This is a genomic window from Nocardia wallacei (assembly GCF_014466955.1).
Classification (GTDB): domain Bacteria; phylum Actinomycetota; class Actinomycetes; order Mycobacteriales; family Mycobacteriaceae; genus Nocardia; species Nocardia wallacei.
In genome coordinates, this window is the sequence record NZ_AP023396.1 from 6,528,839 (window position 1) to 6,552,075 (window position 23,237).

Here is a 23,237-nt window from a genome sequence, read left to right on the forward strand (position 1 = left end):
CTATCCCGTGAAGCTGATCGTCGCGTTGAAACCCCACAGCGCGAGGGTGAGAACCATGTCGATGGCGACGATCGCCACCGAGGAGGCCCGCACCGCGCGACCGGACGCGATACCCACGCCCTCGGGCCCGCCGGTGGCGAAGAACCCGTAATAACTGTGGATGAGGATTACCACTGTCGCGAACACGGCCACCTTGAGCACCGCGGCGATCACGTCGAAGCCGGAGACGAACTGGAAGAAGTAGTGGTCGTACACGCCCGCGGACTGGCCGTGCACCAGCGTGATCAGGCCGCGGCAGGCCAGATACGACAGGATCAGCCCGATGAGGAACGTCGGCACGATCGAGATCGCGCCCGCGATGACGCGAGTGGTCACCACGAACGGCACCGACCGCAGCCCGAGCGCCTCGATGGCATCGATCTCCTCGGAGATGCGCATGGACCCGATCTCGGCGGTCATGCGGCAGCCGGCCTGCGCGGCGAAACCGATCGCGGCCACGATGGGGGCCAGCTCACGAGTGGTGGCGTAGGCCGAGACGATGCCGGTGACCGGCCCCATGCCCAGCATGTTCAGGATCGTGAAGGACTCCACGGCGACCGAGGCGCCCATCACCAGGCCGAGCACGATCATCATCGGCACGGTGCCGCCGCCGACGATCACCGAACCGCGACCCCACGTCATATCGGAGATGAGCCGCAGGGCTTCCTCGCGATAACGCTTGAGGGTCAAGGGAATCGACGACAGCACCTGCCAGACGAAGGCCAGCGCGAAGCCGACTCCCTCGACGCGCGCCAGCACCAGTCCGCGCCGCCGGTAGAAGCGCGCGAACCAGCCCAGTCCCTTCGGGAAGTAGGTGGAGACGGCCATCAGACCAGCCTCGTGGGCAAGAACATCTCGACCACCTGGGTGACGCCGAGATTGACGATCGCGATGGACACCACCGACAGCACCACGGCCGCGTTGACCGCGTCGGCCACTCCGCGCGGGCCGCCCTTGGCCTCCAGCCCGCGCTGGCAGGCGATGACCACCACCAGGAACCCGAAGACGACCGCCTTCAGCAGCGACACCCACACATCGGCGGCGGTGGTGAACGATCCGAACGTGGCCCAATAACTGCCGGGCGTGACGTTCTGCCCGCCGACCGCGACCGCGTATCCGGCGACGATGCCGACGAAGATGATCAGGATGTTCAGCAGCGGCGCGACGAAGATCATGGCCGCCAGCCGCGGGATCACCAGCCGGTGGATCGGGCTGATGCCCATGGTGTTCAGCGCGTCGATCTCCTCGCGGATGGTGCGCGCGCCCAGATCGGCGGCGATGGCGGCCGCGCCCGCTCCGCCGAGCAGGAAGCCCGTGGCCAGCGGGGCGCCCTGTTTGATGACGCCGAGGCCGCCGGTGGCGCCCAGCAGCGAGTCCGCGCCGAGGGTGTGGATGAGGTTGCCGACCTGCACCGAGACGATGACACCGAACGGGATCGCGATGAGGATCGCCGGAACGGCGGTGACGGTCACCAGCCGCCACGCCTGCACAACGGCCTCGCGCCACTGGAATTCGCGCCGCGCGGCGTCGGTCGCGGTACCGACCACCGATTCGCGGGCGATATCCACGGCCCGGCCGAAGGTCCGCAGTGCCGACACCAGCGTGTCGGAGAAGTTCTTGCGGAGGATGCGGACGGCTGCTCGCCGGTCGGATACCGCGCTCGAGGGAGCCCGAGTCACCGGCGCCATGGGCGGTTCCGGTGTGGTCGGTGTGTCTCGGGATTCAAGTCGCTCTCTCCGTGATCGGCAACACTGCCACCAAGAAGCTAATCGTTACAACTAGTTACAGTAAAGTCGATCACGGTGTGAGCATCGCCTCGAAGGCGAATGCTCGGAGCTTGCGGAATCGGCAGGTCGCAGGCTGGTAGCGGTGAGCCGCCGACGCTTCTGGAACGTGTTATCAGCGCAGATCCGCTATCGCTATGACCGCCGCCACAGCCATTCAGTTAACCGATAGCGCACTCAAGGACTGACCGCCAGGAAGACGAATCCGGCGAACAACACGAGGTGAACGCCGCCCTGCAGTAGCGTGGCGCGGCCCGGGACAACGGTCAGCACACCGACCACCACGGTCAGCGCCAGCAGCACCATCTGGGTGGCCCCGAGCCCGAGGGTCAGCGGCCCGGAGATCCAGATCGAGGCGAGGGCGATGGCCGGAATGGTCAGCCCGATACTGGCCATGGCCGAGCCGAGGGCCAGATTGAGACTGGTCTGCACGCGGTCGCGGCGAGCGGCGCGCACGGCGGCCAGCGTCTCCGGCAACAGCACCAGCAGCGCGATCACCACGCCCACCGCCGACCGCGGCAGACCCGCGGCAGCCACACCGTGCTCGATCGATGGCGACACCAGTTTGGCCAGGCCCACCACGCCGATCAGGGCGACCAACAGCAGCACCACGCTGCGCGCGGCCGTCCGCGCCGACGGCCGCTCCACGTGTTCGGCATCGGACTCCGCCGATTCCACCGGCAGGAAATCGTCGCGATGCCGCACCGTCTGCACCATCACGAACAGCGCGTACAGCAGCAGTGACGCCACCGCGGCGAAGGTCAGTTGCGAGCCGGAGAATTCCGGGCCCGGCTTGCTCGTGGTGAAGGTGGGCAGCACCAGGCTCAGTGTCGCCAGCGTCGCGACGGTCGCGAGCGCGGCGCCGGTGCCCTCGGCATTGAACACCGCCACGCGCCGCCGCAAGGCGCCGACCAGCAGCGCCAGCCCGAAGATGCCGTTGCAGGTGATCATGACCGCGGCGAATACGGTGTCACGTGCCAGGGAGGCGGCCTCGTCACCGCCGGAGGTCATCAACATGACGATCAGACCGACCTCGATGACCGTGACCGCGATCGCCAGGATCAGCGCACCGAACGGGTCGCCTACCCGGTGCGCCACCACCTCGGCGTGCTGCACGGCCGACAGCACCGCGCCCGCGAGCGCAACCGCGAGCACGATCGACATCGGTCCGGTCGGGTGCGTCACCCAGGAGATCGCCAGGACCACGGCGGCGAGGAGGGGAACAACGGTCGTCCACTGTCTGTCGATCGCGCGCACCACCCGATCCATGATCCCAGCGGTATCGGGCAATTCACGCAAAGGAGACAAGGCTCTCCATCGACCGAGGCTCAGAGCATGCGACGTGGATGCAGCATGAGCCTGGCGCGACGCACCGACACCCGCGACCACACCGCCTGCTGCACGGCCAGCGTCGCCCAACCGGCCAAGGCCATGCCCGCCACATTCACCAGCAGTTGCAGTGAACTCTCCGCGATCGCCGAACCGACGCCGAAGGCGATGCCCAGCGCGATATTGCCCGCGGCCGGAACCGTCGTCACGGAGATGAACACACCAGCCAGCCCCGTCGCCTTCGCGGAGGTCAGCGACAGCACCCCGGCGGCGCCGGCGACGAGCGCGACGATGAACGACCACTTGTCCGGCGAGTAGATGAAGGCCGTGCCCGGCCGCGGGCCCACCACGTCCTCGAGGGTGATCCAGCCCAGCGCCCGGCCGAGCACGGCCAGCACGAGCGTGACGGCGATGGCCGCGACGAAGCCGAGCACCAGGGTCCGGAACGCGAGCACGCCGAGCACGAACCGCCGCCGCACCATCGCCACCCCCAGCGCGGCGATGGCGCCGAATTCCGGTCCCAGCACCATCGCTCCGATGACGAGCACCTGCGAGTCGTTGATGATGGCGATACTCGCGATGACCGTCGCCAGGGTCATGAAGCTCAGATATGTCCAGTTGAGTTCGGTGGCCTCGTAGGAACGCTGGGCGACATCCGCCCAGACCACCGAGTCGGCGGCGCTACCGGGACAGCGCACCTCGGCCTCGAACCCGCCGCGCGACAACCAGGTCGGCACCGGCTGAATCTCGATGCTCCCGCGCTGATGCACACCCAGCCCGCGCAGCCGGTCGACGATGTCGTTGGCGGCTTCGCGCGCCACGTCCGCCATGACGACATCGCCGGACGGCCGCAGCGACGCGCCGCGCATGACCGCCAGCCCGCTCACGCCGTCGTCGCTGTCGAGCACGCCGAGCACGCCGTCGGTCAGGTCGGCCGGCGCCAGGATTCGCAGGTGGAGCATGCGCACAGTCTGCCGCGCGAACGGCCGTGCCGCGGTCAACTTCGGCCGACGGCGCGCTGCCGCGGCGTTGTGGCTCAGGCCAGTTCGAGAACCGGACCGAGGTGAATCGCGCGGTAGACCTCGTTACGCAGGGCGTTCGCCTCGGCGTCGGTGAGGGTGCGGGTGAGCGGCCGGATGGTCAGGCGGACCAGGGCATTGGTCTGGCCGGGGCGGATGGCGAGGCGGGCGCGGGCACGGTCGGGCAGGTCGGCATACGGGGTGCGGGCCCGCACGTGGACGGATTCGATGTCGCCGGACCGCTCGCCGAGGGCGGCGCGCACGGCGTCACCCAGGGTCTCGTCGTCGGTGTCGTCGGCGATGACGACCGACAGGTCGCGGCGCACCGGCGGCATGGCCGAGATCGGCCGCCACGGACTCAGGTCGCGCAGTTGCGCTGTGCTGCGCGGGTCTTCGGCGCGGAGGTAGCGAATGTCGGGAATGTCCTTGCGCAGCATCAGCGCTCGATCCACACCCATCCCCAGGGCCAGGCCCGACCACCGCGCCGGGTCGAGACCGGCGCCGCGCAGGACGCGGTCGGCGATGAGGCCGCACTCGGCGAGTTCCAGCCAGGCGCCGCCGTGCCGGACGTCGACCTGGTGGCCGTCGCGGGTGTAGGGGTGGCGCGCGGGGATCGGACGCCATCGCGCACCCGGCAGTACGGCCTCGACGACGCGTGCGGCCATGTCGCGCAACTCGTCCGCGCCGAGCGCCGGGCCCGCGCGCAGCCGCCACAGATCGACCTGCTGGGGCTCGCCGACATGGATGCGATCCACCACGTCGCGGCGGTAGGCGAGGCCGGGGAGCACGATCAGATCGTCGACCGGAACATGCTGCGGCACAGCGGAATAGCCGCGCAGTACGGCCGGGATGTCGGCGGAGGTGTGACTGCGGAGCATCGTGGTCGGGCTGAGGTAGCGGGTGTAGCGCGCGTCGCGGGTGATGTCGGCGGGGTCGTAGCCGAGCAGGTCGTAGTTGTCGGCGATCGAGACGACAGGCGGGTTGCGGATGATTCGTGTCCGCGTCGCGGGCCAGGCCGCGGCGAGTGCGGCGAGGACGCCGTCCAGCAGCAGTTGCGCGGCATGCGGTCCCTGTGCGGGATCGGTCAGGTCCCGCACGCTCAGGGCGCGGGACAATTCGGCGGGGGTGAGGTAGGCGGGCATCGGAAACTCCTTGTGGTGGACGGGGTTCGGATTACCCCCGACCGGTCCGCGGAGTTACGCGATCAACGCGCGCAGGCACACCCGCGGCCTGCCGGCCGGGGGTACGGAAATCGCCTGCTCGTCTGCATGTGTCCAGGATACGGGCAGCCGCATCCGATTTTTCTTCCCGCATTCCTCACGTCGGGGTGTCGCCGGTGGGCAGGAGCGCGAGGAAGTTGTGGACCAGGGCGCGGTCGTCGTCGATCCGGTGGGCGACGTAAACCGTTGTGGTGGCGCCGGTTTCGACCAGCGGCACGATGCGGACGGTCCGCGGCGCGGTGAAGGTCGCGCTGCGCGGTGCGACCGTGACACCCAGCCCCTCACCCACGAGGTGGAGGATCGTGGTCCAGTTGTTCCCCTCCTGCACGATGCGCGGACGGTGACCGGCTTCGATCAGGGGTCGCAGGTTCTTGTCGTGGGCGTGCCCACCGGCGGCGCGCGGGAAGAACACCAGCGGCTCGTCGGCGAGTTCGGCGCCGGTGAGCGCGTCGCGGCCCGCGAGCGGGTGATCGACCGGCAGCACGGCCATGAACGGCTCGGTAGCCAGCGGGAACACCACCGTGCCGGATTGCTCGTCGGGATCACGCACGATCACCATGTCCAGCGCGCCGTGCCCGAGCTGCGCCATCATGTGCGTGGTGTAGCCCTCGACCAGGTCGATCTGCACCAGCGGATAGCGGTCCCGGAACTGCCGGACGCTGCGCAGCGGCTGCAGCGGCAGCACCGACGGGACGAAGCCGAGATAGAGCCGGCCCTGGCTGCCCTGGCCGATCCGCGCCACCTCGTCCAGGTCACGGCTCGCGTGCCGGAGAATCGCCGCGGCCCGTTCGCGCAGCACCTCCCCCGCCGGAGTCAACGCGACACTGCGCGAGGTGCGGTCGAACAGCCGGGTCGTCAGCAGTGTCTCCAATCGCTGGATCTGCTGGGTCAGGGCGGGCTGGGCGATGTGCAACCGCGCAGCGGCGCGGCCGAAGTGCAACTCCTCCGCGACCGCCAGGAAGTAGCGCAGATGACGCAGCTCCACACCCTCGTTCATAAGTCGAACGTATCAATTCGACCTATCAAGTATTGGACGTGATGATTCGAGGGCGGGCATGCTGGCGGCGTGACACAGCAGATCGAATCACCCGCGGGGACCGGCACGATCGTCGTCGAGCCGATGTCGGGCCCGGCCGACGCCCGCGCGTTCAAGGACCTCAACGAGGCGTGGATCGTGGAGTTGTTCGCACTGGAACCCGCCGACTCCGTCAAGCTGGACAATCCCGAGCGTGAGATCGTCGGCAAGGGTGGGCAGGTGCTCATCGCCCGCGACGGCGACGAGATCGTCGGGTGCGTGGCCCTGGTCCCGGAGGGAGACGGCGTCTTCGAATTGTCGAAGATGGCGGTGGCCCGGCAGCGGCGCGGGCGCGGCCTGGGGCGGATCATCCTGCGGGCGGCGATCGACTACGCCCGCCGCGGCGGCGCCACGACGCTGTTCCTGGGCAGCAACGCCAAGCTCGCCGATGCCGTGCACCTCTACGAATCGGTGGGTTTCGTGCATGTCCCGAGCGACCGGATCGGCCCGATGCCCTACGAGCGGGCCGACGTGTTCATGCGCTACGACCTGGTTTGAGTTCGTCCAGGAAGGCGGCGACCGCGCGGGCCGTCCCCGCCGGGTCGTCGTCGTGAATCCAGTGGCCCGCGCCGGGGAACTCCACCAGGCGGCTGCCGGGTCGGCGGGCGACCATCCGGGCGGCCAGGTCCGCGGGCAGCAGCGGGCTGTGCTCGCCACGCAGAACCAGTGCGGGACAGGTGGATTCGAGCCAGTCCGGCCACCAGTCGCCGACTCCGCCGGTCTGCACGGCCATCATATCGTCCCAGTCGAACAGCAACCGCCAACCGTCGGCGGCGGGTTCGGCGCTCTGCAGGAAGTAGCCGGGGTCGGGGATGCCGCGCGCCCGGATCGCTTCGGCCAGTTGCTCTTTCGTGGCGGCGCCGGTGGGCCAGCCGCGCACGTCGAGCACGGGGTGCGCGATCTCCGGCGCGCGCATCACGGGCCCCACATCCTCGATGATCAACGCGGACACCAGGTCCGGGCGGCGCGCGGCCAGCCGGTAGGCGGTGATGCCGCCGTGTGAATGCCCGAACACCACCAGCGGTCCCAGACCCAGGCGCTCGAGCAGCGCGGCGGCGTCCGCGACGAAGTCGTCGCTGGAGTACGTGGCGGTGCGGGCGCTGTGCCCGTGGCCGCGCTGGTCGGGGGCCAGCAGGCGTGCCCGGCCGCGCAGCTCACCGGCCAAACCGGCGAATATCGTTGCGCGGCCGAAACTTCCGTGCAGCGCGAGCATCGGCCGCCCATCGCCGCCGAAGTCCGTCAGCCGGATCGGTATGCCGTCGACCGTCATCGTCGCAGATTCACACACCCGACCATCCTCGCCGCCGACGCAAACGAATTTCGGGTCAGCGGTTCTGGTACCGCGCGAGGGCCTCGGTCAGGACGAGCAGTCGTTCCTGCTGGAACTCCGGCATCTCGTGTTCCTGGGCGTGCAGCACGTCGAGGGCGGGGTCGGCGCAGGCCCAGAAGCGCAGCTTGGTCTCGGTGCGCGGAGTGAGTTCCGTGCCGCGGCAGCGTAGTACGCGGTCGACGAACTCGCGCCCGGCCTCGGGGTACAGGTAGCACAGATCGTAGTCCGGGTCGGCGATCGCCACGTCGCCGAAGTCGATCAGCCCGGTGAGCTCGGAACCGGTGACGAGCAGGTGGTCCAGGCTCACGTCGGCGTGGATCAGCGTGGGCTCGTGGGCGAAGTTGGCGTCGTCGTCGAGGTAGCGTTCCCAAGCCGCCAGCAGCAGCGCCGCGTCGGACCGATCGAGCAGCGGGACTACCTCGGCGCGCACGGTTTTCAGGTCGTCGCCGAATTCGCCTCGCAGATCCCAGATTCGGATGCCGAGTTCGCGGGCCCGGTCGGCCGGGAAGGCGTGCACACCGGCGAGCGATTCCGCGATCCGCCGGTGAATCGCGGGCCGGTCCAGCAGTCCTCGCGCACGCCACTGCTCCTCGGACAGAGACTCGCCCGGAACGGCCGGGTAGGCGCAGAATCGCCCGGGGCCCAGCGGATTCGGCGCGGTGAACAGGAACTGCGGGATGGGCACCGGGAGACAGGGGGCCAGCTCCGGAAGCAATCGCTGCTCGTGCGCGATACCTTCGGCCCCGTGTGGATCCTGCGGCAGGCGCAGCACGTACTCGCCCCCGTCCGATTCGAGCATCAGTGCCACGCTGTCCATCCCGGCACCCAGCAGCCGCAGTCCCCCGTCCGCCAATTCCGGCCGCGGCGACTCCGCCAGGGCCGCCCGGACACTGTCTTGCCAGCCGTCGGGAAGCACCACGCTCGCGCTCATGTCCACACGCGGATCCTACGGGTGGGGCCGCTCAGGCCGGGCGGGCGACGAGCAGGTGGGCGGGGATCGGGCCGTCGCCGAGCGGACGGTCCTCGACGGCGAAGCCCGCGCGCTCCAGCGCGTCGATCAGCTCCGGGACCGGGCGCAGCCGGAAACCGTAGGCGGTGAACGGCATTCGCGCCATCGCGTCCGGGTCGCCGATGCCCACGACGAGACGGCCCTCGGGACGCAGCACGCGCGCCAGTTCCGCGCAGGCGCGGTCCAGTTCGGTGACGAAGTAGACCGTGTTCACGGTGATCGCGGCGTCCAGGCCGGCGTCCGCCAGCGGCAGGTCGGTCAGCGAGCCCTCGAGGGCGCGCAGGCGGCCCGTGCCGATCTCGGTCGAGAAGCGGGACTTGGCCCGCGCCAGCATGTCCGGGGAGATCTCCACGCCGTGCACGGTGCCGTTCGCGCCGACGCGATCCAGGAGCAGCGACAGCCCGACACCGCCACCGAAACCGATATCGGCCGCGGCCGACCCGGAGCTGACCTCCGCCGCCTCGACGGCAGCCTCGATGAGCGGCCGGTTGCCGCGATTCAACATCGCCGCCACACCCTTGCCCAGCACGCCGTGGGGATTGCCGAGCTGACCGGCGAGGGTGGACAACACACGAGCGACGAGGGCATTCACCCCACGCATGCTACCGGTGCCGCCCGCGCGAGTGGCGCCGCGCGGCTTAGAGTCCGGTGCATGACGGATCTGTCGATCGGCGATCTGGCCGCACGATTCGGGCTCGCCACGCACGTGCTGCGGCATTGGGAGGATATGGGCCTGCTGGCGCCGCGGCGCGACCACGGCGGCCGCCGCCGCTACACGCCGCAGGATACCGAGACGGTGGCGCTGATCGTGGTAGCCAAGCGGGTCGGGCTGTCGCTGGACGAGATTCGCGCCCTGTCCACCGCCACCGGGGACCGCGAGTCCCGCCGGCGGCTGCTGCGCGCCCATCAGGACCGGCTCGAACAGCAGATCGCGTGGGCACAGGCGGCGATGGCGACCATCGGGCACGCCGCGGACTGCACCTCCGAGGATCTGCGCGAATGCCCGAACTTCCGTGCCCTGCTGGCACGGGCCGTGCCCGAGCCTTGAGCCCTCCGCGGCCCGCCTACTGTTCTCGTCGTGGACGACAACCGCACGCATCCGCACGAACCGCACGCCGAGGGGCTGGCGTCGAGGCTGAATTGGCTGCGCGCCGGGGTGCTCGGCGCCAACGACGGCATCGTGTCCACGGCCGGTCTGGTCGTGGGTGTCGCCTCGGCGACCACCAGCACCGGTCCGATCCTCACCGCGGGCGTCGCCGGTCTGGTCGCCGGGGCGATCTCGATGGCGGCCGGAGAGTACGTCTCGGTGAGCACGCAGCGCGATTCCGAGAAGGCGCTGCTGTCGAAGGAGAAGCGGGAGCTGGCCACCGAACCGGACTACGAGCTGACCGAACTCGCCGAGATCTACCGGCGCAAGGGCCTGTCCACGGCCACCGCGCGCAAGGTCGCCGAGGAACTCACCGCGCACGACGCCTTCGCCGCGCACGCCGAGGCCGAACTCGGGCTGAACCCGGACGAGCTGACCAGCCCGTGGCAGGCGGCGTTCTCCTCGGCGGTGGCCTTCACCTGCGGCGCGCTCCTGCCCCTCCTCGCGATCCTGCTGCCCCCGGCGACGTGGCGAGTGCCGGTGACATTCACGGCCGTGCTGATCGCGCTGGCCGTCACCGGCTCGGTCAGTGCCCGGCTCGGCGGCAGCAACCCCGTCCGCGCCACCGCCCGCGTGGTCGTAGGCGGAGCCCTGGCCATGGCCATCACCTACGCCGTCGGCCAGCTACCCGGCATGTCCGGCCACTGAACCACCGGCCCACCCCCGACCTGACCATGAACGGGCCGCCGTTCGGGTCTACGCCCGCGGCCAGCAGGAGGGTCGCAAATCCGATTGCGCACCTGCGTACTTCGGCGGGCTCGTGCGGCAGGGTCAGGGCGTGCAGGTCGGAGACGAACACGATGGTCTCGCCCGGCGCTTGTCGCTCGACGAGCGGCGCGCTGGCGCCGAAATAGTTGCCTAGGTGTAGATCGCCGGAGGGGGTGAAGGCGGTGAGTCGTCGGGGCATCGATGGTTCCTTCGGGTGGGCCACCCGATCAGGCCACCGCATGCGAAACGGCCGCCCGATCGGGGCGGCCGCGAGGGGAAGACATGCGGAAGGTGGGGCCGCCCTAGGGCAGCCACCAGGCGAGAAACGCTTCGATCCGCATGGTCCCGAGGTTGGCACCGCCGATCGCAGCGACCAACGGGTTGAAGGCCAGCGATTCGGCACTGGCTCTGTATCCGGGGTCCAGTCGGCCGTCATGCTGGTGCGATGTTGTTCCGCCGACTGTGTGCGCTGTATGCCGGGCTGTGGTTGTACGGGTTCTCGATGGCCGTGATGATCCGCGCGGCGCTCGGGCTCGACCCGTGGGATGTGTTTCATCAGGGCGTGGCCGGGCACGTGCCGGTGAGCTTCGGGACCGTGACCGCCGTCACCGGCGTGGCGGTGCTGCTGGCATGGATTCCGTTGCGGCAGAAGCCCGGTCTCGGCACGGTGAGCAATGTCGTGGTGATCGCGATCTCGGTCGATGCCGGGTTGTGGCTGCTGCCCGCGCTGGAGGCGCTGCCTGTGCGGGTGGGCGCGATGGCGGCGGCCGTGCTGCTCAACGCGATCGCCACCGTGCTCTACATCGGGGCGGGCATGGGCCCCGGCCCGCGCGACGGCCTGATGACCGGACTGGTCCGGCGCACCGGAAAACCGGTGTGGGCCATCCGCACCGGAATCGAGACGACCGTGCTGGTGACCGGCTGGCTGCTCGGCGGCAGCGTCGGGATCGGCACCCTCGTCTATGCCTTCGGCATCGGTCCGCTGATCCACCTGCTGATCCCGCTGGCCGATCGCTGGCTGCCCGGCTTCCACCCCGTCCCGCAGCCCGAGCCGGAGCTCATCTCGGTCAGCGCCGACCGAGCCGATGCCGAGTAACTCACCGAGGCCGCAGGCCCAGGACGGCCAACCGGACCCGATTGGTAGCCCCGGTCATCAGGTTGGTGACATGGGTTTCACCGTCGTCACACCGACGTGCAAGCGATCGGCGATCTCGGCGTTCGACAGTCCCTGCGAAACCAGTTCCAGCACTTCGGCTTCGCGAGCCGTCAGCCCGGACAGGGTTGGCGTGGCGGGCTTTCCGGCCTTCGCGTGGGCGGTGACGGCCGAGTCGACCACGCGCCCGAGCACCCCCGGCGAGAACCGGCCGATCCCCGGTTGCCGCACGCCGGATGCCGTCGAGCAGTTCGGTCGGCGAGGCGTCCTTCACCAGGAATCGCGCGCACCTGGTCATCGACGGCGGCAAGACGGCGCACGCCTGAAGGCGGAATCAGTTGTCGCGCACGATGATTCCCGCCGCCCGCGCGAACGCCGGGGCCAGGTCGAACAGCTGCACGGGGCTGATGGTGGCGCCGCGCAGCGCGTCGATCCCGGCGGTGATGTCCAGTGTGACCGCGCCGCGCAGATCGACCTCGCGCAGCGTCGCCCCGTGCAGCGCGACCTGATCGAGCCGGGAGCCGGGAAAACTCACCCGGGTGAGCTTGGCCTCGCCGAAATCGGTGTCGCGCAGGACGCAATCGGCGAAGGTGACATCCTGCAGCGCGGTATTGCGCAGATTCACCGAGTCGAACTTGCAGCCCTCGAACCGGATGCGCCGCAGCCCGGCGCCGACCGCCTCCACGCCCGACAGCGCCGAATCGACGAATTCACAGTTGAGCCAATTGGTTTGGCCGAGATTGGTCCCGATCAGCCGGACGTTGCGAAGCCAGACGTCGTCGAAACGGGCATACCGCAGCATGCCGCCGCTGAACACGGCCTGGGTGAACGCCGACTCGGTGAACCGGGCACCACGGGCGTCGATCGCCTCGAAGGTGGCCGCGTCGATGTGCACGCTCTCGTACTCGGTGTCGGATTCGGGGTCGGCGTCGAAGCCTTCCAGGAAGCGGGCGTACGGCAGATCGGCTAGGTCGCGGGGCACCCCTGCACCCTAGGCGAGAGTCCCGACAAGCTCCGGGGTGGCGGTGCTCAGTCCAGATCGATGCGCACGGTGAGCAGATCGGTGCCGACCGTCCCCACGACGGCACTGTTCGCGCGCGGCAGTTCGCGCAGCCGGGCGCGGGCGTCGTCGTCGGGTACCGGGTGGGCGGTGCCGGTGTGCCAGTGGCCGTGCAGTCGCAGCCGCACCCGGTTGTCGGCCCGGATATTGCGGACGTACTGGGAGCGCTCGCCGAATTCGGAGACGAACCAGAACGAGTTGCCGACGCGTCGCCCGCCGATGGGGGTGACCCGCGGCTCTCCGCTCACCCGGCCGGTGGTTTCCAGCAGAGTCTGCGCACCCAGCCGCCGCAGGATCGGATTGCCGATGTTGCGCTGGAAGGTCGTCACTACGCGGTGCTGGATATCGCGACGATTCGCCATGCGCCGACCGTAACACCGGCACCCGGACAGGGCATCCCGACACAGTGGGCACGGCGCGTGCCGATTCCGGCCTCGCTCCTGACCAAACACGCAGCGTGGCAACGGCTTCGACCATCGTCGCGATGCGTCGAGGCTTGGACCGACGCGGCCGCGCGCGTAGGATCGGTGCCTCGACGGGCCCGGCCGAAGTCCGGAAGGAGGGGGCGGACGATGGGGCGACAGGCGGACGAACCCCGGCAGCACGGCGGACACGAGCCCCTGCCGGTCGGCCGGATTCTGCAACGCTGGCGTCAGGACGCCGCACTGGATGTGACGGAACTGGCCGCCGCGGCGCATTTGTCCGAATCGCTGCTGCGCAAGGTCGAGTCGGGGCATCGGGCCGCGACCAGGAACACGATCGCCGCGCTCGCGCCGGTGCTGCGCATCCCGGCGGCCGACACCAGGCAGCTGCTGTCGCTGGTCGATCCGGGTCATACTCCGGCGTCCCGGCCGCGGGCGGCGCGTGCCCCGACACCGCGGGAGCTGACCGTGCTGGACGCCGACCCCTTCCCGGCCTGCTACATGGTCACTCCGGCCGGACGGGATCTGATCGAGGGCGCACTGCACCGGGTCGTCGCGACCAACGCGGCCTTCGACCGCTTCTTTCCCGGTTTGGGCCCGGGTGCGGGTGTGGTGGAGTACGAGGTGCTCACCCCGGCGGCGCGCGACGTGTTCGTGCGCTGGGAGGAGGACACCCACCACCTGGTGCGCGCCTGCCGCACGCAGCTGACCGGCTTCGCCCCCGAGGTCCGGATCGAGGAGGTCAAGACCCGGCTACGGCGGAACCCCGACTTCGAGAACATGTGGGACACACCGTATCCCGCCACCCTGGAGGAACGGAACACGGTGTGGGTGCGCGACATCTCCGACGGCACCGCTTTCGAGATGGTCTTCCGGATGTCGCACGACAGCAGCCCGTTCCTGCACTGGGCACTGACCCCGGTCCGCCTCGCGGAGTACCTGAAACGCTACCCACCCGAGACCTACCCACCCCGCTGAGCGCCCCGCTCACCCGAGCCGGTCGCGCGGGCGAGCGGGAAGGTTATCCGGGGGTTCTGCGGGTGAGCAGCATCGGAAGGGACGGGGGGCGGAGGCTGGCGGCCAGGCGGGGGCGTGGGGGGCGCTCCGTCAGCGTGGGAGTGGGCCGCAACCGCCAGCGCGCGGTGATGGATGCCAGCGCGAGAGTCAGCTCGGTCATGGCGAAATGCTCACCGATGCAGCGCCGGGCGCCGTGGCCGAAGGGGAGGTACGCGCCCGCGGGCAGATCGCGGTCCTCTTCCCAGCGCCCGGGATCGAAATGGGCCGGGGCAGGATACAGGTCGGGCCGCTGGTGCACCAGGTACGGGCTGATCACGATCGTGGCCCCGGCGGGGATCCGATACCCGCCGAGCACGGTATCGGTCATCGCGGTGCGGGTGAGGATCCACACCGGCGGATACCTGCGCAGCGTTTCCACGGCGACCTGCCGGGTGTAGATCAGGCGCGGCAGGTGTTCGTGCGTGGCCGGGCCGCCGGACAGCACGGCGTCGACCTCGGCGTGCAGTTGCCGTTCGACGTCGGGGCGGGTGCCGATCAGCCACAGTGCCCAGGCCAGAGCGGTTGCGGTGGTGTCGATCCCGGCGATCTGGAACAGCAGCAGCTGATCGACGATCTCGGTATCGGACAGCCCGGTCTGCCCGTCGCGGGCCGCCAGCAGCACCGAGAGCAGATCGGCGGCGTCATCGCCCGCGGCCCGCCCCTCGGTCGCGGCGGTGGCGATCAGGGTGCGCAGCCGCCGACTCGCGGCGTGGTAGCGCCGGTTGTCCGGCGTCGGCAGCCGGGCCAGCGCGGCGGGCAGCACCATGCGCTTGGCCGCGACCGCGACCAGGGTGTCGATATCTTCGAGCACCTGCCGCAGCTCACCGGGCGTGCGCGCGGCGCGCTGAAACATCGTGCGGGCGAGTATCTTCGCGACGACGGTCATGGTCTCGGCGGTGACGTCGACGGTGGTGTCCGGCTGCCACCCGGCACTCATCCCGGCGATCTCGGCGGTCATGTGCCTCGCGTAGTCGACCAGGCGCTGCTTGTGGAACGCGGGCTGCACCAGGCGCCGCTGCCGCCGGTGTTCCTCGTGGCGGCAGGTGGTCAGGCTGTTGCCCACCACCTCCTTGGCGCGTTCGAAGAACTGCCCGCCCTTGTCGAAATCCTCGCCGCGGCGCAGGATCTCGTGCCCCAACTGCGCCGTGCACGCCACCACGACCTCCGCCGGACCCACCCGCAGTGTCACCAGGTCGCCGTGCGCGGGCAGTGTGGTCAGGAAGTCCAGGAAGTGCCGCATCCGGGGGAGATGGCCGAGCACGGGGACCGCACCGGGAGCGGTCGGCACCACGGAAGCGGCCGGTTCAGCCGCCGGAATTCGTTCGGACACTGCACTACTCCCAGAATGCCGACGCCCGATTCGCACCGGGTGTGGAAAACCCTCGGCAATCGTGTTCCGCCCCGCGGGAATTCGCTTGCCTTCCTTGCCGGATCAGTCAACCGCCGAGGTTTCCGGGGTGTCAATTCACACCTTGTGCAAATCATGCGGTCGCCGCACCGGACCGCCGGTGCGGCAGGCGTTTTCACAAGATGTGCATTGACGGCTGGACCGCCGCGGCAGTTGACTGGTGACGCACGGACGGTAGCGATCGCCGTAACGACCCGCACCAGGCCTTTTCTACCGCACCCTCGGCGATTCGAGGGGTTCGCCGAAGACGTGGAGTGCAACCATGACCGTGTCCGCCACACTCGCGCTGCCCACGCGGCGCGAGCAACCGTTCGTCATCGGTTACCTGCGCACCGATCTGTGCCGCCCGCTCAGCAGCGTGCGCTGGGGCGCGGCCGAAGACGATGCGGAACAAGCGATTCGGGCCATCGCGGCCCGGCACGACTGGCACCTGCTGTACCTGCTGCGGGTGCAGCCGCAGCCCGATGTCATCGCCGAGCCGATCGAGCATCTGCTGAACTTCGCGCACATGATCGCCCCCGACGCGATCGTCGTGCCGAAACGGCTGCACCTGCGCGACGCCCAGGGCGCGGACCGCCTCGACGAAGTCTGCCGGGCGTGCCGAGTGGTGACCGCGGCCCCCGAGAAGTTGTGGCCCTGCACCGGATCCGATATCGCGTTCGACCCCGCCGAGCCCACCGGCACCCCGTGGTGATGGGCGGGCGGGCGGAAGTTATCGCACCGGTTCGAAGTCCGTCTGGCCGGTGTCGGTGAGCTCGTAGATTCCCGAGGCCAGTTCCAGCGCGGTCACGGTGCGGGCGGCCGCCTCGTCGACGTGGATGCGCGGCGGCTCGGGGTAATCGCTCGGGTCGGGGTAATAGGTGTCGGGGCCGTAGAACTGGCCGTAGCGCAGGACCACGCCACCCACACCGAGCACCGCCTCCTCGAGATAGTCCTTGGCGGCCTTGCCCTCTCCGGTCATCTCCCACGCGACGCTCTGCGCCAGTACCCGTTTCGTGCCCGCGGCCCGCGCCGCCGCCAGCAGGTTGGCGGTGCCCTCCTGCCGGATGCGCGCGTTCGCCGACCGTCCGGCGGGGAGATCGGCGTGGTTGTCGGGAAGGTCGGTGAGCTGATGGATCACCATGTCCGGGGCGAAGGCGCGTACCGCCTGCTCCAGCCCCGCCGCGTCGTACACGTCGCACACGACCGGCTCGGCCCCCAGTTCGGCCAGTTTCGACACCTTGGCCGACGACCTCGTCATCCCCGCGACCGTACAGCCGACCGCGACCAACAGCGGCGTCAGCCGCACACCCAACACACCACTGGCACCCGCCACGAAGACTCGCACAGCGCCACCATAACCATCGGCGGGCGAGCGCGGCCGGGTGACATCCTCACAGCAGGCAGAGCAGGATCCCCGACGCCGCGGTGGCGGCGAACAGCAGCGGGCCGCTGACGCCCAGCGCGATCCCGGTGAGCAGGCCCGCGCGGGTCTGGACGTGCCAGCCGGCGCGCGGCATGGCCAGGCGTTCGGCGCGGGCCAGTACATCGACGCCGCTCGCGGCGAGCGCGCCCGAGGGCGCCGCACCGGAGAGCGCGAGCAGACCCGACAGCAGCGGGGCGCGGCCGTGGCGGCGCACCGCGGAATCGTCGGCGCACATCTCCAGCAGCCGGGCGACCTCGCGCGCGCCGACGGTGCACAACCGCAGCCGCGGGAACGTGGTCGCCAGCCCGCGCATGATCGTCAGCAGCAGCGGATGCCGGTGCCGCAGATGCGCGTGCTCGTGCGCGAGCACCGCCGCCAGTTCGTCGTCGGCCAGCGCCGCCATCGCACCGCTGGTCACCACGACCACGTTCGGCACGCCCTCCACGCAGTAGGCCGCGCGCTCGTCGGACTCCAGCACCACCACATCGCCGACGTCGTGCCGATGCACCCGGCGGCCGGTCAGCCGCAGCGCCTCGGCGTGTTCCCGCGCGCGCAGCCGCATCCGCCGATGCAGCCGGGCCAAGCGGACGCCGAGCACCAGGGCCGCCACCGACAGCGCGCCGGTCAATCCCATCAGGCCGAGCTGGGCCGCGAAACCGGCGTGGCCGACCGCGATCTCCTCCGCCTCGTGCAGCCCCGAGAGCACCGGCCCGTCCGGGCGAAACCAGGAGTGCGTGAGATCCGCCAGCGCCACGACCAGAGCCACACTCCAGGAACCGAGCGCGCTCACGATCAGGGTCAGCCAGGCGAGCACGCCCAGCCCGGGCAGCACCCCGTGCCGCGTCAATCGCGGCAGCAGCCGGGGCGCGGCCGCCGCCACCACGACGGCGTAGAGAAACAGCCCGATCGCGACGCTCACACCCGCACCTCACCGGTCGGCGCGACCCTCAGCCGGACGGTCCCGCGCGAATTCATGTTCCCCTCGCCAATCTCCGCAGTGCCGCGCGCAGCCGGTCGGACTCCTCCGGCCCGATCTGTTCGACGAAGTGGGCCAGCACCAGTTCCGAGCGGCCGCCGTCGTCCAGTGCCTCGCGCATCAGCCGGGCGCTGTGCTGCTCACGGGTGAGTGTGGGCCAGTAGCGGAACGCCTTGCCCTCGCGGCGGCGCTTCAGCCAGCCCTTCCGATGCAGGTTGTCCATGGTCGACATAACGGTCGTGTACGCGATATCGCGTTCACGGGTCAGTTCGTCGAACAGTTCCCGGACGGTGGTCGGATCGCCGTCCCGATTCCAGAGACGGTCCATGACCACCGACTCGAGTTCCCCGAATCCGCGCGTGCGCACCGTACCTCCTCGTCGTGCCGCCGCTCCGGCGACCGGACGGCTTACCTGGACATAATATCTACGTGTTTAGACAGTAAATTGGCCGACGAAACCGGCTGCGCCACTTGACCCGCCCGGATTGCCTGAACTACTGTCTACGTACGTAGATAGTAGAACACATGCTTCGGCGGATCGCTCCCTCAGGTGACCGTCGGAGGTCACGACGCGACCGGCCGGTCGTGCACGGCATTCCGGGCTTCCCTCATCGTCCCGGGCGGCCGTCGGCGCCAGGGGACAACAAGCGCGCCGCACATCGGTCAGCGCGCTCGCGACCAGCACCGCCCCGGACTCCCGCGCCGGCACGCCGGACTCCGGGGCGGTCGCACACGCGTCACAAAGATTGCCCGCGCGATACCCCACAGGGAATGGCACGGCCTCCGTGCGGCGGTGAGGATGGGCACCATGACTACCGCCGTGGCAGATCCCGGCCCCTTCGCCCGCGAGTTGCGCCGGTGGCGCGGGCTGCGCCGCTGGAGCCAGCTGGACCTGGCGCTGCGTGCCGACACGACCCAGCGCTACCTGAGCTTCCTCGAGCAGGGGCGGTCCCGGCCGGGACGGGAGATGGTGGTGCGGCTGGCCGAATCGCTGGAACTGTCGCTGCGCGAACGCAACGCCCTGCTCATGTCGGCCGGTTACGCCCCGGCCTTCGACGAAACCGACTGGGCCGCACCACGGCTGGAGCCGGTCCGGGAGGCACTGCGCGGCATCCTCGACGGGCACATGCCGTATCCGGCGCTGATCGTGGACCGGCACAGCACGTTGATCGAAGCCAACGCGGCCTTCGGCCTCTTCCTCGACGACTGCGCGCCCGAACTACTGCGGCCGCCGGTCAACGTGCGGCGCCTAGCCCTGCATCCGGACGGCCTCGCGCCGCGGGTGCTCAATCTGCCCGAATGGGGTCGGCACGTCACCGAGTCGCTGCACCGCCGCGTGCGCATCAGTCCCGACCCGCAACTCGAGGCATTGCTCGCCGAGTTGGAGGGCTATCTGCCGCCGGTCACACCCGGCCCGGGCTACCTCGGCTTCGCGGTGCCGCTGCGGCTGCGCGCCGAGGCGGGCGAACTGCGGCTCATCACCACGCTCACCTCGTTCGCGACCGCCACCGACGTCTCCCTGTCGGAGTTGCACCTGGAGGCGTTCCTGCCCGCGGACGAGGCCACCGCGCGCATCCTGCGCGAGCGCGCGGCGGGGTGAGTCGGCGGCCGCTCACCACGCCTTGCGCGCGGTCAGCAGCCCCGCGCCGTACCGGCTCGCGCGGAACTCGGACGTCTCGAATCCCACGCCGACGAGGCTGTCGGCGTAGCGGCGGACATTCACCTCGCGGAACGGATCCCGCCGCGCCGCGGGCTGTTCGGAGTCGGCACCAGAACGCGACACCCGCCCCATGACCTCGGCGACGGCCCGCATCAGCCCGGTCGGGTGCGCGTCGGCGAGCAGCAGCCGCCCGCCGGGCCGCAGCACCCGATACATCTCCGCGAGCGCGTCCGCGCGCCGCTCGGCGGCGACGTGATGCATGACGAAAGTACAGGTCACTAGATCGAATTCGGCATCGGCCACCGCAAGTGCCTGCGCCACACCGACTTCGAAGCCGATATTCGCCGCGGCGGCGTGCGCCCGGGCGTAGTCGACCATCGCCCGGGACGCATCGATGCCGAGCACACTGCCGCCCGGGCCGACCGCCGTCGCCAGCGCGGCGGCCAATTTGCCCGGCCCACTGCCGATATCGAGTACGCGGTCGCCGGGCACGGCGCCACCGACGGCGACCAGTTCCGCCAGCAGGCGGCGGTGCCGCCCGCCGAAGATCACCGCGTTGAGGGCGTTGTAGCGGCGCGGACTGGTGATCAGCAGCCCGTTCTCATCGGGAACGATGACGGGGAACAGTTGTAGGTTTCGGGACATGTGTTCATCTTCGAAACCGCGCGCCGGCCGGGCCAGAACCGAAGTCCGCCGATCCGTCCGGTTCGGGACGGTTCCTCGAATTCTGTCCGGAACCGCCGGGAGACAGCGATGACCGAACCGGCCGACCGTCGCGTGCGCCGCACTCGCCGGGCACTGCACCAGGCGCTGATCGGCCTCATGCTGGAGCGCGGTTATGCCCGGATCACGGTGCAGGACATCCTCGATCGCGCCGATGTCGGCCGCTCGACCTTCTACGCCCACTTTCGCAACAAGGACGACCTGCTGGTCGGCAGCAGCACCGACTACCTGCGCCAGGCGGTGGCCCAGACCGTGCCGCGCACCGCCCCGCCACTGGCTCCCGCACGGACGCTGCTGCGGCTCGCGGCCGAACATCCGGACCTGTACCGCGCACTGATCGGCCCCAAGAGCGGCGCCGTGCCGCTGCGCGCGACCCAGCAGATGATCGCCGGAATGCTGGCCGACCACTTCCGCGAGCGGTTCGACCTTCCCGACGAGGAATTCGCCGACACCGTCGCGTTTGTGTCCTGGGGTCTGCTCGGGTTGATCGGCGCGGTGATCGATCCCCGCCGCCCCACGCCGCCCGACGCCGCGTTCCGGCGCCTCGAGGCACTGGTCGGGCCCGGGATAAGCGCCTACTTGCCCTCGAATACTCGTGAACGTATATTCGTAGACGAGTAAGGAGGTGTGATGGCCGAGAAGCGGAAGGTGGGCAACCTGCTCGCGCTCGCGGTGCTCGCGGTGCTGTTCGAGCGGCCGATGCACCGCTACGAGATCGCGGCCACGCTGAAGGAGCGCGGCAAAGAGCGCGACATGGATATCAAGTGGGGTTCGCTCTACACCGTCGTGCAGAACCTGGAGAAGCACGGCTTCCTCGAGATCGTCGGCAGCGAGCGCGCCGGCGCCCGGCCCGAGCGCACCATCTACCGCATCACCGAGGCGGGCCGCGCCGAACTCGACGACTGGACCCGCGAACTGGTCGCCACCCCCGAACCCGAGCATCACCGGTTCGTCGCCGGCCTGTCCATCCTGGCGCTGCTGCCACCCGACGACGTGGTCGCCCTGCTGGGCGAGCGGCTGCGCCGGCTGGCGGCGATCATCGCCGCCGAGCGCGAGGAGATCGCGGCCCAGCGCGCGGCCATCCCCCGCCTGTTCATCGTCGAATCCGAATTCCAGCTCGCGATGCTGGAGGCCGAGGCCCGCTGGGCCGCGGCGCTGCGCGACGAGCTGGCCGCGGGCACCTTTCCCGACCTGGACGTGTGGCGGCGCATGCACGCCGAGGGCGTCGAGCCCGCCGAGGTCGTCGAAATGGTCGAAAGGGGGGACTTCACGCTGTCGACGGACACCTGATCACCAGGCGTCCTGACCGAAACCGGGCCCGGAGAGGTGCGGCAACACCTCGCCGAGCCCGATCCTTTCACCGTCTCGAACCGCATTCGCGCAGGCGAACCCGGCCCAAGTGTGGCAACTACAGGATAACGGGGCACCCTGCGCGGATCGGTTCGGGCAACCGAACCCACCAGGGAGAACACCTATGTCCATTCGGACCGCACTGGTCATCGGCGGCGGCATCGCCGGTCCGGTGACCGCCACCGGGCTGCGCCGGGCCGGCATCGAGGCCCGCGTCTACGAGGCGTATCCGGGCCCGGCATTCAATATCGGCAGCGCCCTCGGTTTCGCCCCCAACGGCCTGGCCGCGCTCGACGTCATCGGCGCCGGTGACGCGGTACGCAAGGTCGCGCTGCCGATGACCGACACCGTGATGTCGTTGGGGCACAAGCAGATCAGCATGCCCGCGCTGCCCGGCGTGGAGCCGCTGCAGGTGGTCGACCGCAGCAGCCTGCACGAGGTACTGCACGACGCCGCGGTCGCGGCGGGCGTGCCGTTCGAGTACGGCAAGCGGCTGATCGGCGTCGACGAGCACTCCGACGGTGTCACCGCCCACTTCGCCGACGGCTCCGCCGCCACCGCCGACGTCCTGGTCGGTGCGGACGGCATCAAGTCGATGGTGCGTACCCTGATCGACCCGCAGGCCCCGGCCGCCGACTACCTCGGCATGCTCGGCTTCGGCGCCTACACCCGCTGCTCGTTCGACCTGGCGCCGCGGACCATGGTGTTCGCGTACGGCAAGAACGCCTACTACCTGTACTGGTCGCTGCCCGACGGGCGGATCGGGTGGGGCGCGAACCTGCCGCACCGGCAGTACCTTTCGCTGTCGGAGGCCCGCAAGGTGCCCGCCGAGCAGTGGTTGCGGATCCTGCGCGAGACCTACGGCGACGATGTACCGGGCGGCGAACTGGCCCGCAGCACGGCCCCGGAGGAGCTGGCCGTGACCGGCGCCCTGCACATCATGCCGCCGGTCCCGACCTGGCATCGTGGCCGGATGGTCCTGGTCGGCGACTCGGTGCACGCGCCGTCGAACAGCACCGGACAGGGGGCGTCGCTGGCCATCGAGAGCGGTATCCAGCTGGCCCGCTGCCTGCGCGACTGTGCCGACCCGGCAACGGCTTTCGCCACCTACGAGCGAATCCGCCGACCTCGGGTGGAACGCATCGCCGCCCGGGGTGCGAAGATCAGCCACAGCAAGACCGTCGGCCCGGTCATGCGCCGGATGATGCCGGTGCTGATGCCGCTGGCGGGCAAGCTGATGAAGCTGGAGGAGACCATGCTGCGGGAGCAGAGCTACGTCATCGATTGGGACGCGCCGGTCGATGTCGGGGCCGAACTCGCCCGAGCCTGAACACGTTTCGCGTATCCCGCCCGCGCCCTGCGCC

At 70.1% G+C, this 23,237-nt stretch carries 28 protein-coding genes; 10 read left to right on the forward strand and 18 right to left on the reverse strand.

What is annotated here, in order from left to right:
• The 6 genes from NWFMUON74_RS28980 to NWFMUON74_RS29005 form a co-directional block, all read right to left on the reverse strand.
• Positions 1 to 867 carry an ABC transporter permease gene (locus tag NWFMUON74_RS28980; RefSeq protein ID WP_187684911.1) on the reverse strand — a complete coding sequence of 289 codons (867 nt, stop codon included), beginning with the start codon at positions 865 to 867 and terminating at the stop codon, positions 1 to 3.
• On the reverse strand, positions 867 to 1,727 hold the full coding sequence (locus NWFMUON74_RS28985; RefSeq protein WP_187684912.1) for an ABC transporter permease: 861 nt from the start codon (positions 1,725 to 1,727) through the stop codon (positions 867 to 869). The genes NWFMUON74_RS28980 and NWFMUON74_RS28985 overlap by 1 nt, the downstream gene beginning before the upstream one ends.
• Positions 1,728 to 2,000: 273 nt before the next feature.
• Positions 2,001 to 3,092 carry a calcium:cation antiporter gene (locus tag NWFMUON74_RS28990; RefSeq protein ID WP_187684913.1) on the reverse strand — a complete coding sequence of 364 codons (1,092 nt, stop codon included), beginning with the start codon at positions 3,090 to 3,092 and terminating at the stop codon, positions 2,001 to 2,003.
• Between the two features lie 59 nt (positions 3,093 to 3,151).
• On the reverse strand, positions 3,152 to 4,114 hold the full coding sequence (locus tag NWFMUON74_RS28995; protein WP_187684914.1) for a DUF389 domain-containing protein: 963 nt from the start codon (positions 4,112 to 4,114) through the stop codon (positions 3,152 to 3,154).
• A gap of 74 nt (positions 4,115 to 4,188) precedes the next feature.
• Entirely contained in the window at positions 4,189 to 5,313 is a 1,125-nt protein-coding gene (srmL, locus tag NWFMUON74_RS29000; protein ID WP_187684915.1) for a PheS-related mystery ligase SrmL, read from the reverse strand.
• Positions 5,314 to 5,488: 175 nt separating this feature from the next.
• Entirely contained in the window at positions 5,489 to 6,388 is a 900-nt protein-coding gene (locus tag NWFMUON74_RS29005; RefSeq protein WP_187684916.1) for a LysR family transcriptional regulator, read from the reverse strand.
• A 69-nt stretch (positions 6,389 to 6,457) separates the two neighbouring features.
• On the opposite strand from NWFMUON74_RS29005, the gene NWFMUON74_RS29010 reads away from it, so the two are divergent.
• Positions 6,458 to 6,964, forward strand: coding sequence for a GNAT family N-acetyltransferase (locus NWFMUON74_RS29010; RefSeq protein ID WP_197986930.1), 507 nt, complete (start codon positions 6,458 to 6,460; stop codon positions 6,962 to 6,964).
• On the opposite strand, the gene NWFMUON74_RS29015 is transcribed toward NWFMUON74_RS29010, so the two are convergent.
• The 3 genes from NWFMUON74_RS29015 to NWFMUON74_RS29025 are packed head-to-tail and all read right to left on the reverse strand — an operon-like array spanning position 6,942 to position 9,397.
• The gene (locus NWFMUON74_RS29015; protein ID WP_187684917.1) at positions 6,942 to 7,736 is read right to left on the reverse strand and encodes an alpha/beta fold hydrolase; all 795 of its coding nucleotides are present in this window, start codon (positions 7,734 to 7,736) and stop codon (positions 6,942 to 6,944) included. The genes NWFMUON74_RS29010 and NWFMUON74_RS29015 overlap by 23 nt on opposite strands.
• A 55-nt stretch (positions 7,737 to 7,791) precedes the next feature.
• Positions 7,792 to 8,727, reverse strand: coding sequence for a phosphotransferase (locus tag NWFMUON74_RS29020; protein WP_232111234.1), 936 nt, complete (start codon positions 8,725 to 8,727; stop codon positions 7,792 to 7,794).
• A 31-nt stretch (positions 8,728 to 8,758) separates the two neighbouring features.
• Positions 8,759 to 9,397, reverse strand: a complete 639-nt coding sequence (locus NWFMUON74_RS29025) for a class I SAM-dependent methyltransferase (RefSeq protein WP_232110660.1) — start codon at positions 9,395 to 9,397, stop codon at positions 8,759 to 8,761.
• Between the two features lie 60 nt (positions 9,398 to 9,457).
• On the opposite strand from NWFMUON74_RS29025, the gene NWFMUON74_RS29030 reads away from it, so the two are divergent.
• Together NWFMUON74_RS29030 and NWFMUON74_RS29035 are read left to right on the forward strand one after the other, a co-directional pair.
• The gene (locus NWFMUON74_RS29030; RefSeq protein WP_187684920.1) at positions 9,458 to 9,853 is read left to right on the forward strand and encodes a MerR family transcriptional regulator; all 396 of its coding nucleotides are present in this window, start codon (positions 9,458 to 9,460) and stop codon (positions 9,851 to 9,853) included.
• 30 nt (positions 9,854 to 9,883) lie between these two features.
• Positions 9,884 to 10,600, forward strand: a complete 717-nt coding sequence (locus tag NWFMUON74_RS29035; RefSeq protein WP_187684921.1) for a VIT1/CCC1 transporter family protein — start codon at positions 9,884 to 9,886, stop codon at positions 10,598 to 10,600.
• Here NWFMUON74_RS29035 and NWFMUON74_RS36980 read toward each other — a convergent pair.
• Positions 10,557 to 11,216, reverse strand: coding sequence for a hypothetical protein (locus NWFMUON74_RS36980; protein ID WP_425300738.1), 660 nt, complete (start codon positions 11,214 to 11,216; stop codon positions 10,557 to 10,559). The genes NWFMUON74_RS29035 and NWFMUON74_RS36980 overlap by 44 nt on opposite strands.
• On the opposite strand from NWFMUON74_RS36980, the gene yczE reads away from it, so the two are divergent.
• Positions 11,106 to 11,756 (forward strand): membrane protein YczE, encoded by a 651-nt coding sequence (gene yczE / locus NWFMUON74_RS29045; RefSeq protein ID WP_187684923.1) that lies wholly within the window; start codon positions 11,106 to 11,108, stop codon positions 11,754 to 11,756. The genes NWFMUON74_RS36980 and yczE overlap by 111 nt on opposite strands.
• Positions 11,757 to 11,813: 57 nt before the next feature.
• Here yczE and NWFMUON74_RS36380 read toward each other — a convergent pair whose 3' ends face one another.
• From NWFMUON74_RS36380 to NWFMUON74_RS29060, 3 genes are all read right to left on the reverse strand, one after another.
• Positions 11,814 to 11,996, reverse strand: a complete 183-nt coding sequence (locus tag NWFMUON74_RS36380; protein ID WP_232110661.1) for a response regulator transcription factor — start codon at positions 11,994 to 11,996, stop codon at positions 11,814 to 11,816.
• 151 nt (positions 11,997 to 12,147) lie between these two features.
• A complete protein-coding gene (locus tag NWFMUON74_RS29055; RefSeq protein WP_187684924.1) occupies positions 12,148 to 12,795 on the reverse strand; it encodes a pentapeptide repeat-containing protein in 648 nt (215 codons plus the stop codon).
• A gap of 47 nt (positions 12,796 to 12,842) precedes the next feature.
• Positions 12,843 to 13,235, reverse strand: a complete 393-nt coding sequence (locus NWFMUON74_RS29060; protein ID WP_187684925.1) for a nitroreductase/quinone reductase family protein — start codon at positions 13,233 to 13,235, stop codon at positions 12,843 to 12,845.
• A 210-nt stretch (positions 13,236 to 13,445) separates the two neighbouring features.
• Between NWFMUON74_RS29060 and NWFMUON74_RS29065 the strand changes: the two genes are divergently transcribed.
• Positions 13,446 to 14,273 (forward strand): helix-turn-helix domain-containing protein, encoded by an 828-nt coding sequence (locus tag NWFMUON74_RS29065; protein WP_187684926.1) that lies wholly within the window; start codon positions 13,446 to 13,448, stop codon positions 14,271 to 14,273.
• A 43-nt stretch (positions 14,274 to 14,316) separates the two neighbouring features.
• Here the strand turns inward: NWFMUON74_RS29065 and NWFMUON74_RS29070 are convergent, their stop codons facing one another.
• Complete coding sequence (locus NWFMUON74_RS29070) at positions 14,317 to 15,681, reverse strand: cytochrome P450 (RefSeq protein WP_232110662.1); 1,365 nt, start codon at positions 15,679 to 15,681, stop codon at positions 14,317 to 14,319.
• Between the two features lie 340 nt (positions 15,682 to 16,021).
• Between NWFMUON74_RS29070 and NWFMUON74_RS29075 the strand changes: the two genes are divergently transcribed.
• On the forward strand, positions 16,022 to 16,453 hold the full coding sequence (locus tag NWFMUON74_RS29075) for a hypothetical protein (protein WP_187684927.1): 432 nt from the start codon (positions 16,022 to 16,024) through the stop codon (positions 16,451 to 16,453).
• Between the two features lie 18 nt (positions 16,454 to 16,471).
• On the opposite strand, the gene NWFMUON74_RS29080 is transcribed toward NWFMUON74_RS29075, so the two are convergent.
• The 3 genes from NWFMUON74_RS29080 to NWFMUON74_RS29090 are packed head-to-tail and all read right to left on the reverse strand — an operon-like array spanning position 16,472 to position 18,507.
• A complete protein-coding gene (locus NWFMUON74_RS29080; RefSeq protein ID WP_187684928.1) occupies positions 16,472 to 17,086 on the reverse strand; it encodes an NAD-dependent epimerase/dehydratase family protein in 615 nt (204 codons plus the stop codon).
• 46 nt (positions 17,087 to 17,132) lie between these two features.
• On the reverse strand, positions 17,133 to 18,083 hold the full coding sequence (locus NWFMUON74_RS36385; protein ID WP_187684929.1) for a M48 family metalloprotease: 951 nt from the start codon (positions 18,081 to 18,083) through the stop codon (positions 17,133 to 17,135).
• Between the two features lie 52 nt (positions 18,084 to 18,135).
• Positions 18,136 to 18,507: a BlaI/MecI/CopY family transcriptional regulator gene (locus tag NWFMUON74_RS29090; protein ID WP_187684930.1), complete on the reverse strand. Its 372-nt coding sequence runs from the start codon at positions 18,505 to 18,507 to the stop codon at positions 18,136 to 18,138.
• 441 nt (positions 18,508 to 18,948) lie between these two features.
• On the opposite strand from NWFMUON74_RS29090, the gene NWFMUON74_RS29095 reads away from it, so the two are divergent.
• Positions 18,949 to 19,740, forward strand: coding sequence for a helix-turn-helix domain-containing protein (locus NWFMUON74_RS29095; RefSeq protein ID WP_187684931.1), 792 nt, complete (start codon positions 18,949 to 18,951; stop codon positions 19,738 to 19,740).
• Positions 19,741 to 19,752: 12 nt separating this feature from the next.
• Here NWFMUON74_RS29095 and NWFMUON74_RS29100 read toward each other — a convergent pair whose 3' ends face one another.
• On the reverse strand, positions 19,753 to 20,445 hold the full coding sequence (locus NWFMUON74_RS29100; protein WP_187684932.1) for a class I SAM-dependent methyltransferase: 693 nt from the start codon (positions 20,443 to 20,445) through the stop codon (positions 19,753 to 19,755).
• A 108-nt stretch (positions 20,446 to 20,553) separates the two neighbouring features.
• Between NWFMUON74_RS29100 and NWFMUON74_RS29105 the strand changes: the two genes are divergently transcribed.
• From NWFMUON74_RS29105 to NWFMUON74_RS29115, 3 genes are all read left to right on the forward strand, one after another.
• Positions 20,554 to 21,144 (forward strand): TetR/AcrR family transcriptional regulator, encoded by a 591-nt coding sequence (locus NWFMUON74_RS29105; protein WP_187684933.1) that lies wholly within the window; start codon positions 20,554 to 20,556, stop codon positions 21,142 to 21,144.
• 9 nt (positions 21,145 to 21,153) lie between these two features.
• A complete protein-coding gene (locus NWFMUON74_RS29110) occupies positions 21,154 to 21,813 on the forward strand; it encodes a PadR family transcriptional regulator (RefSeq protein ID WP_187684934.1) in 660 nt (219 codons plus the stop codon).
• Positions 21,814 to 21,997: 184 nt separating this feature from the next.
• On the forward strand, positions 21,998 to 23,203 hold the full coding sequence (locus NWFMUON74_RS29115) for an FAD-dependent monooxygenase (RefSeq protein WP_187684935.1): 1,206 nt from the start codon (positions 21,998 to 22,000) through the stop codon (positions 23,201 to 23,203).
• The last annotated feature ends 34 nt before the right edge of the window (positions 23,204 to 23,237 follow it).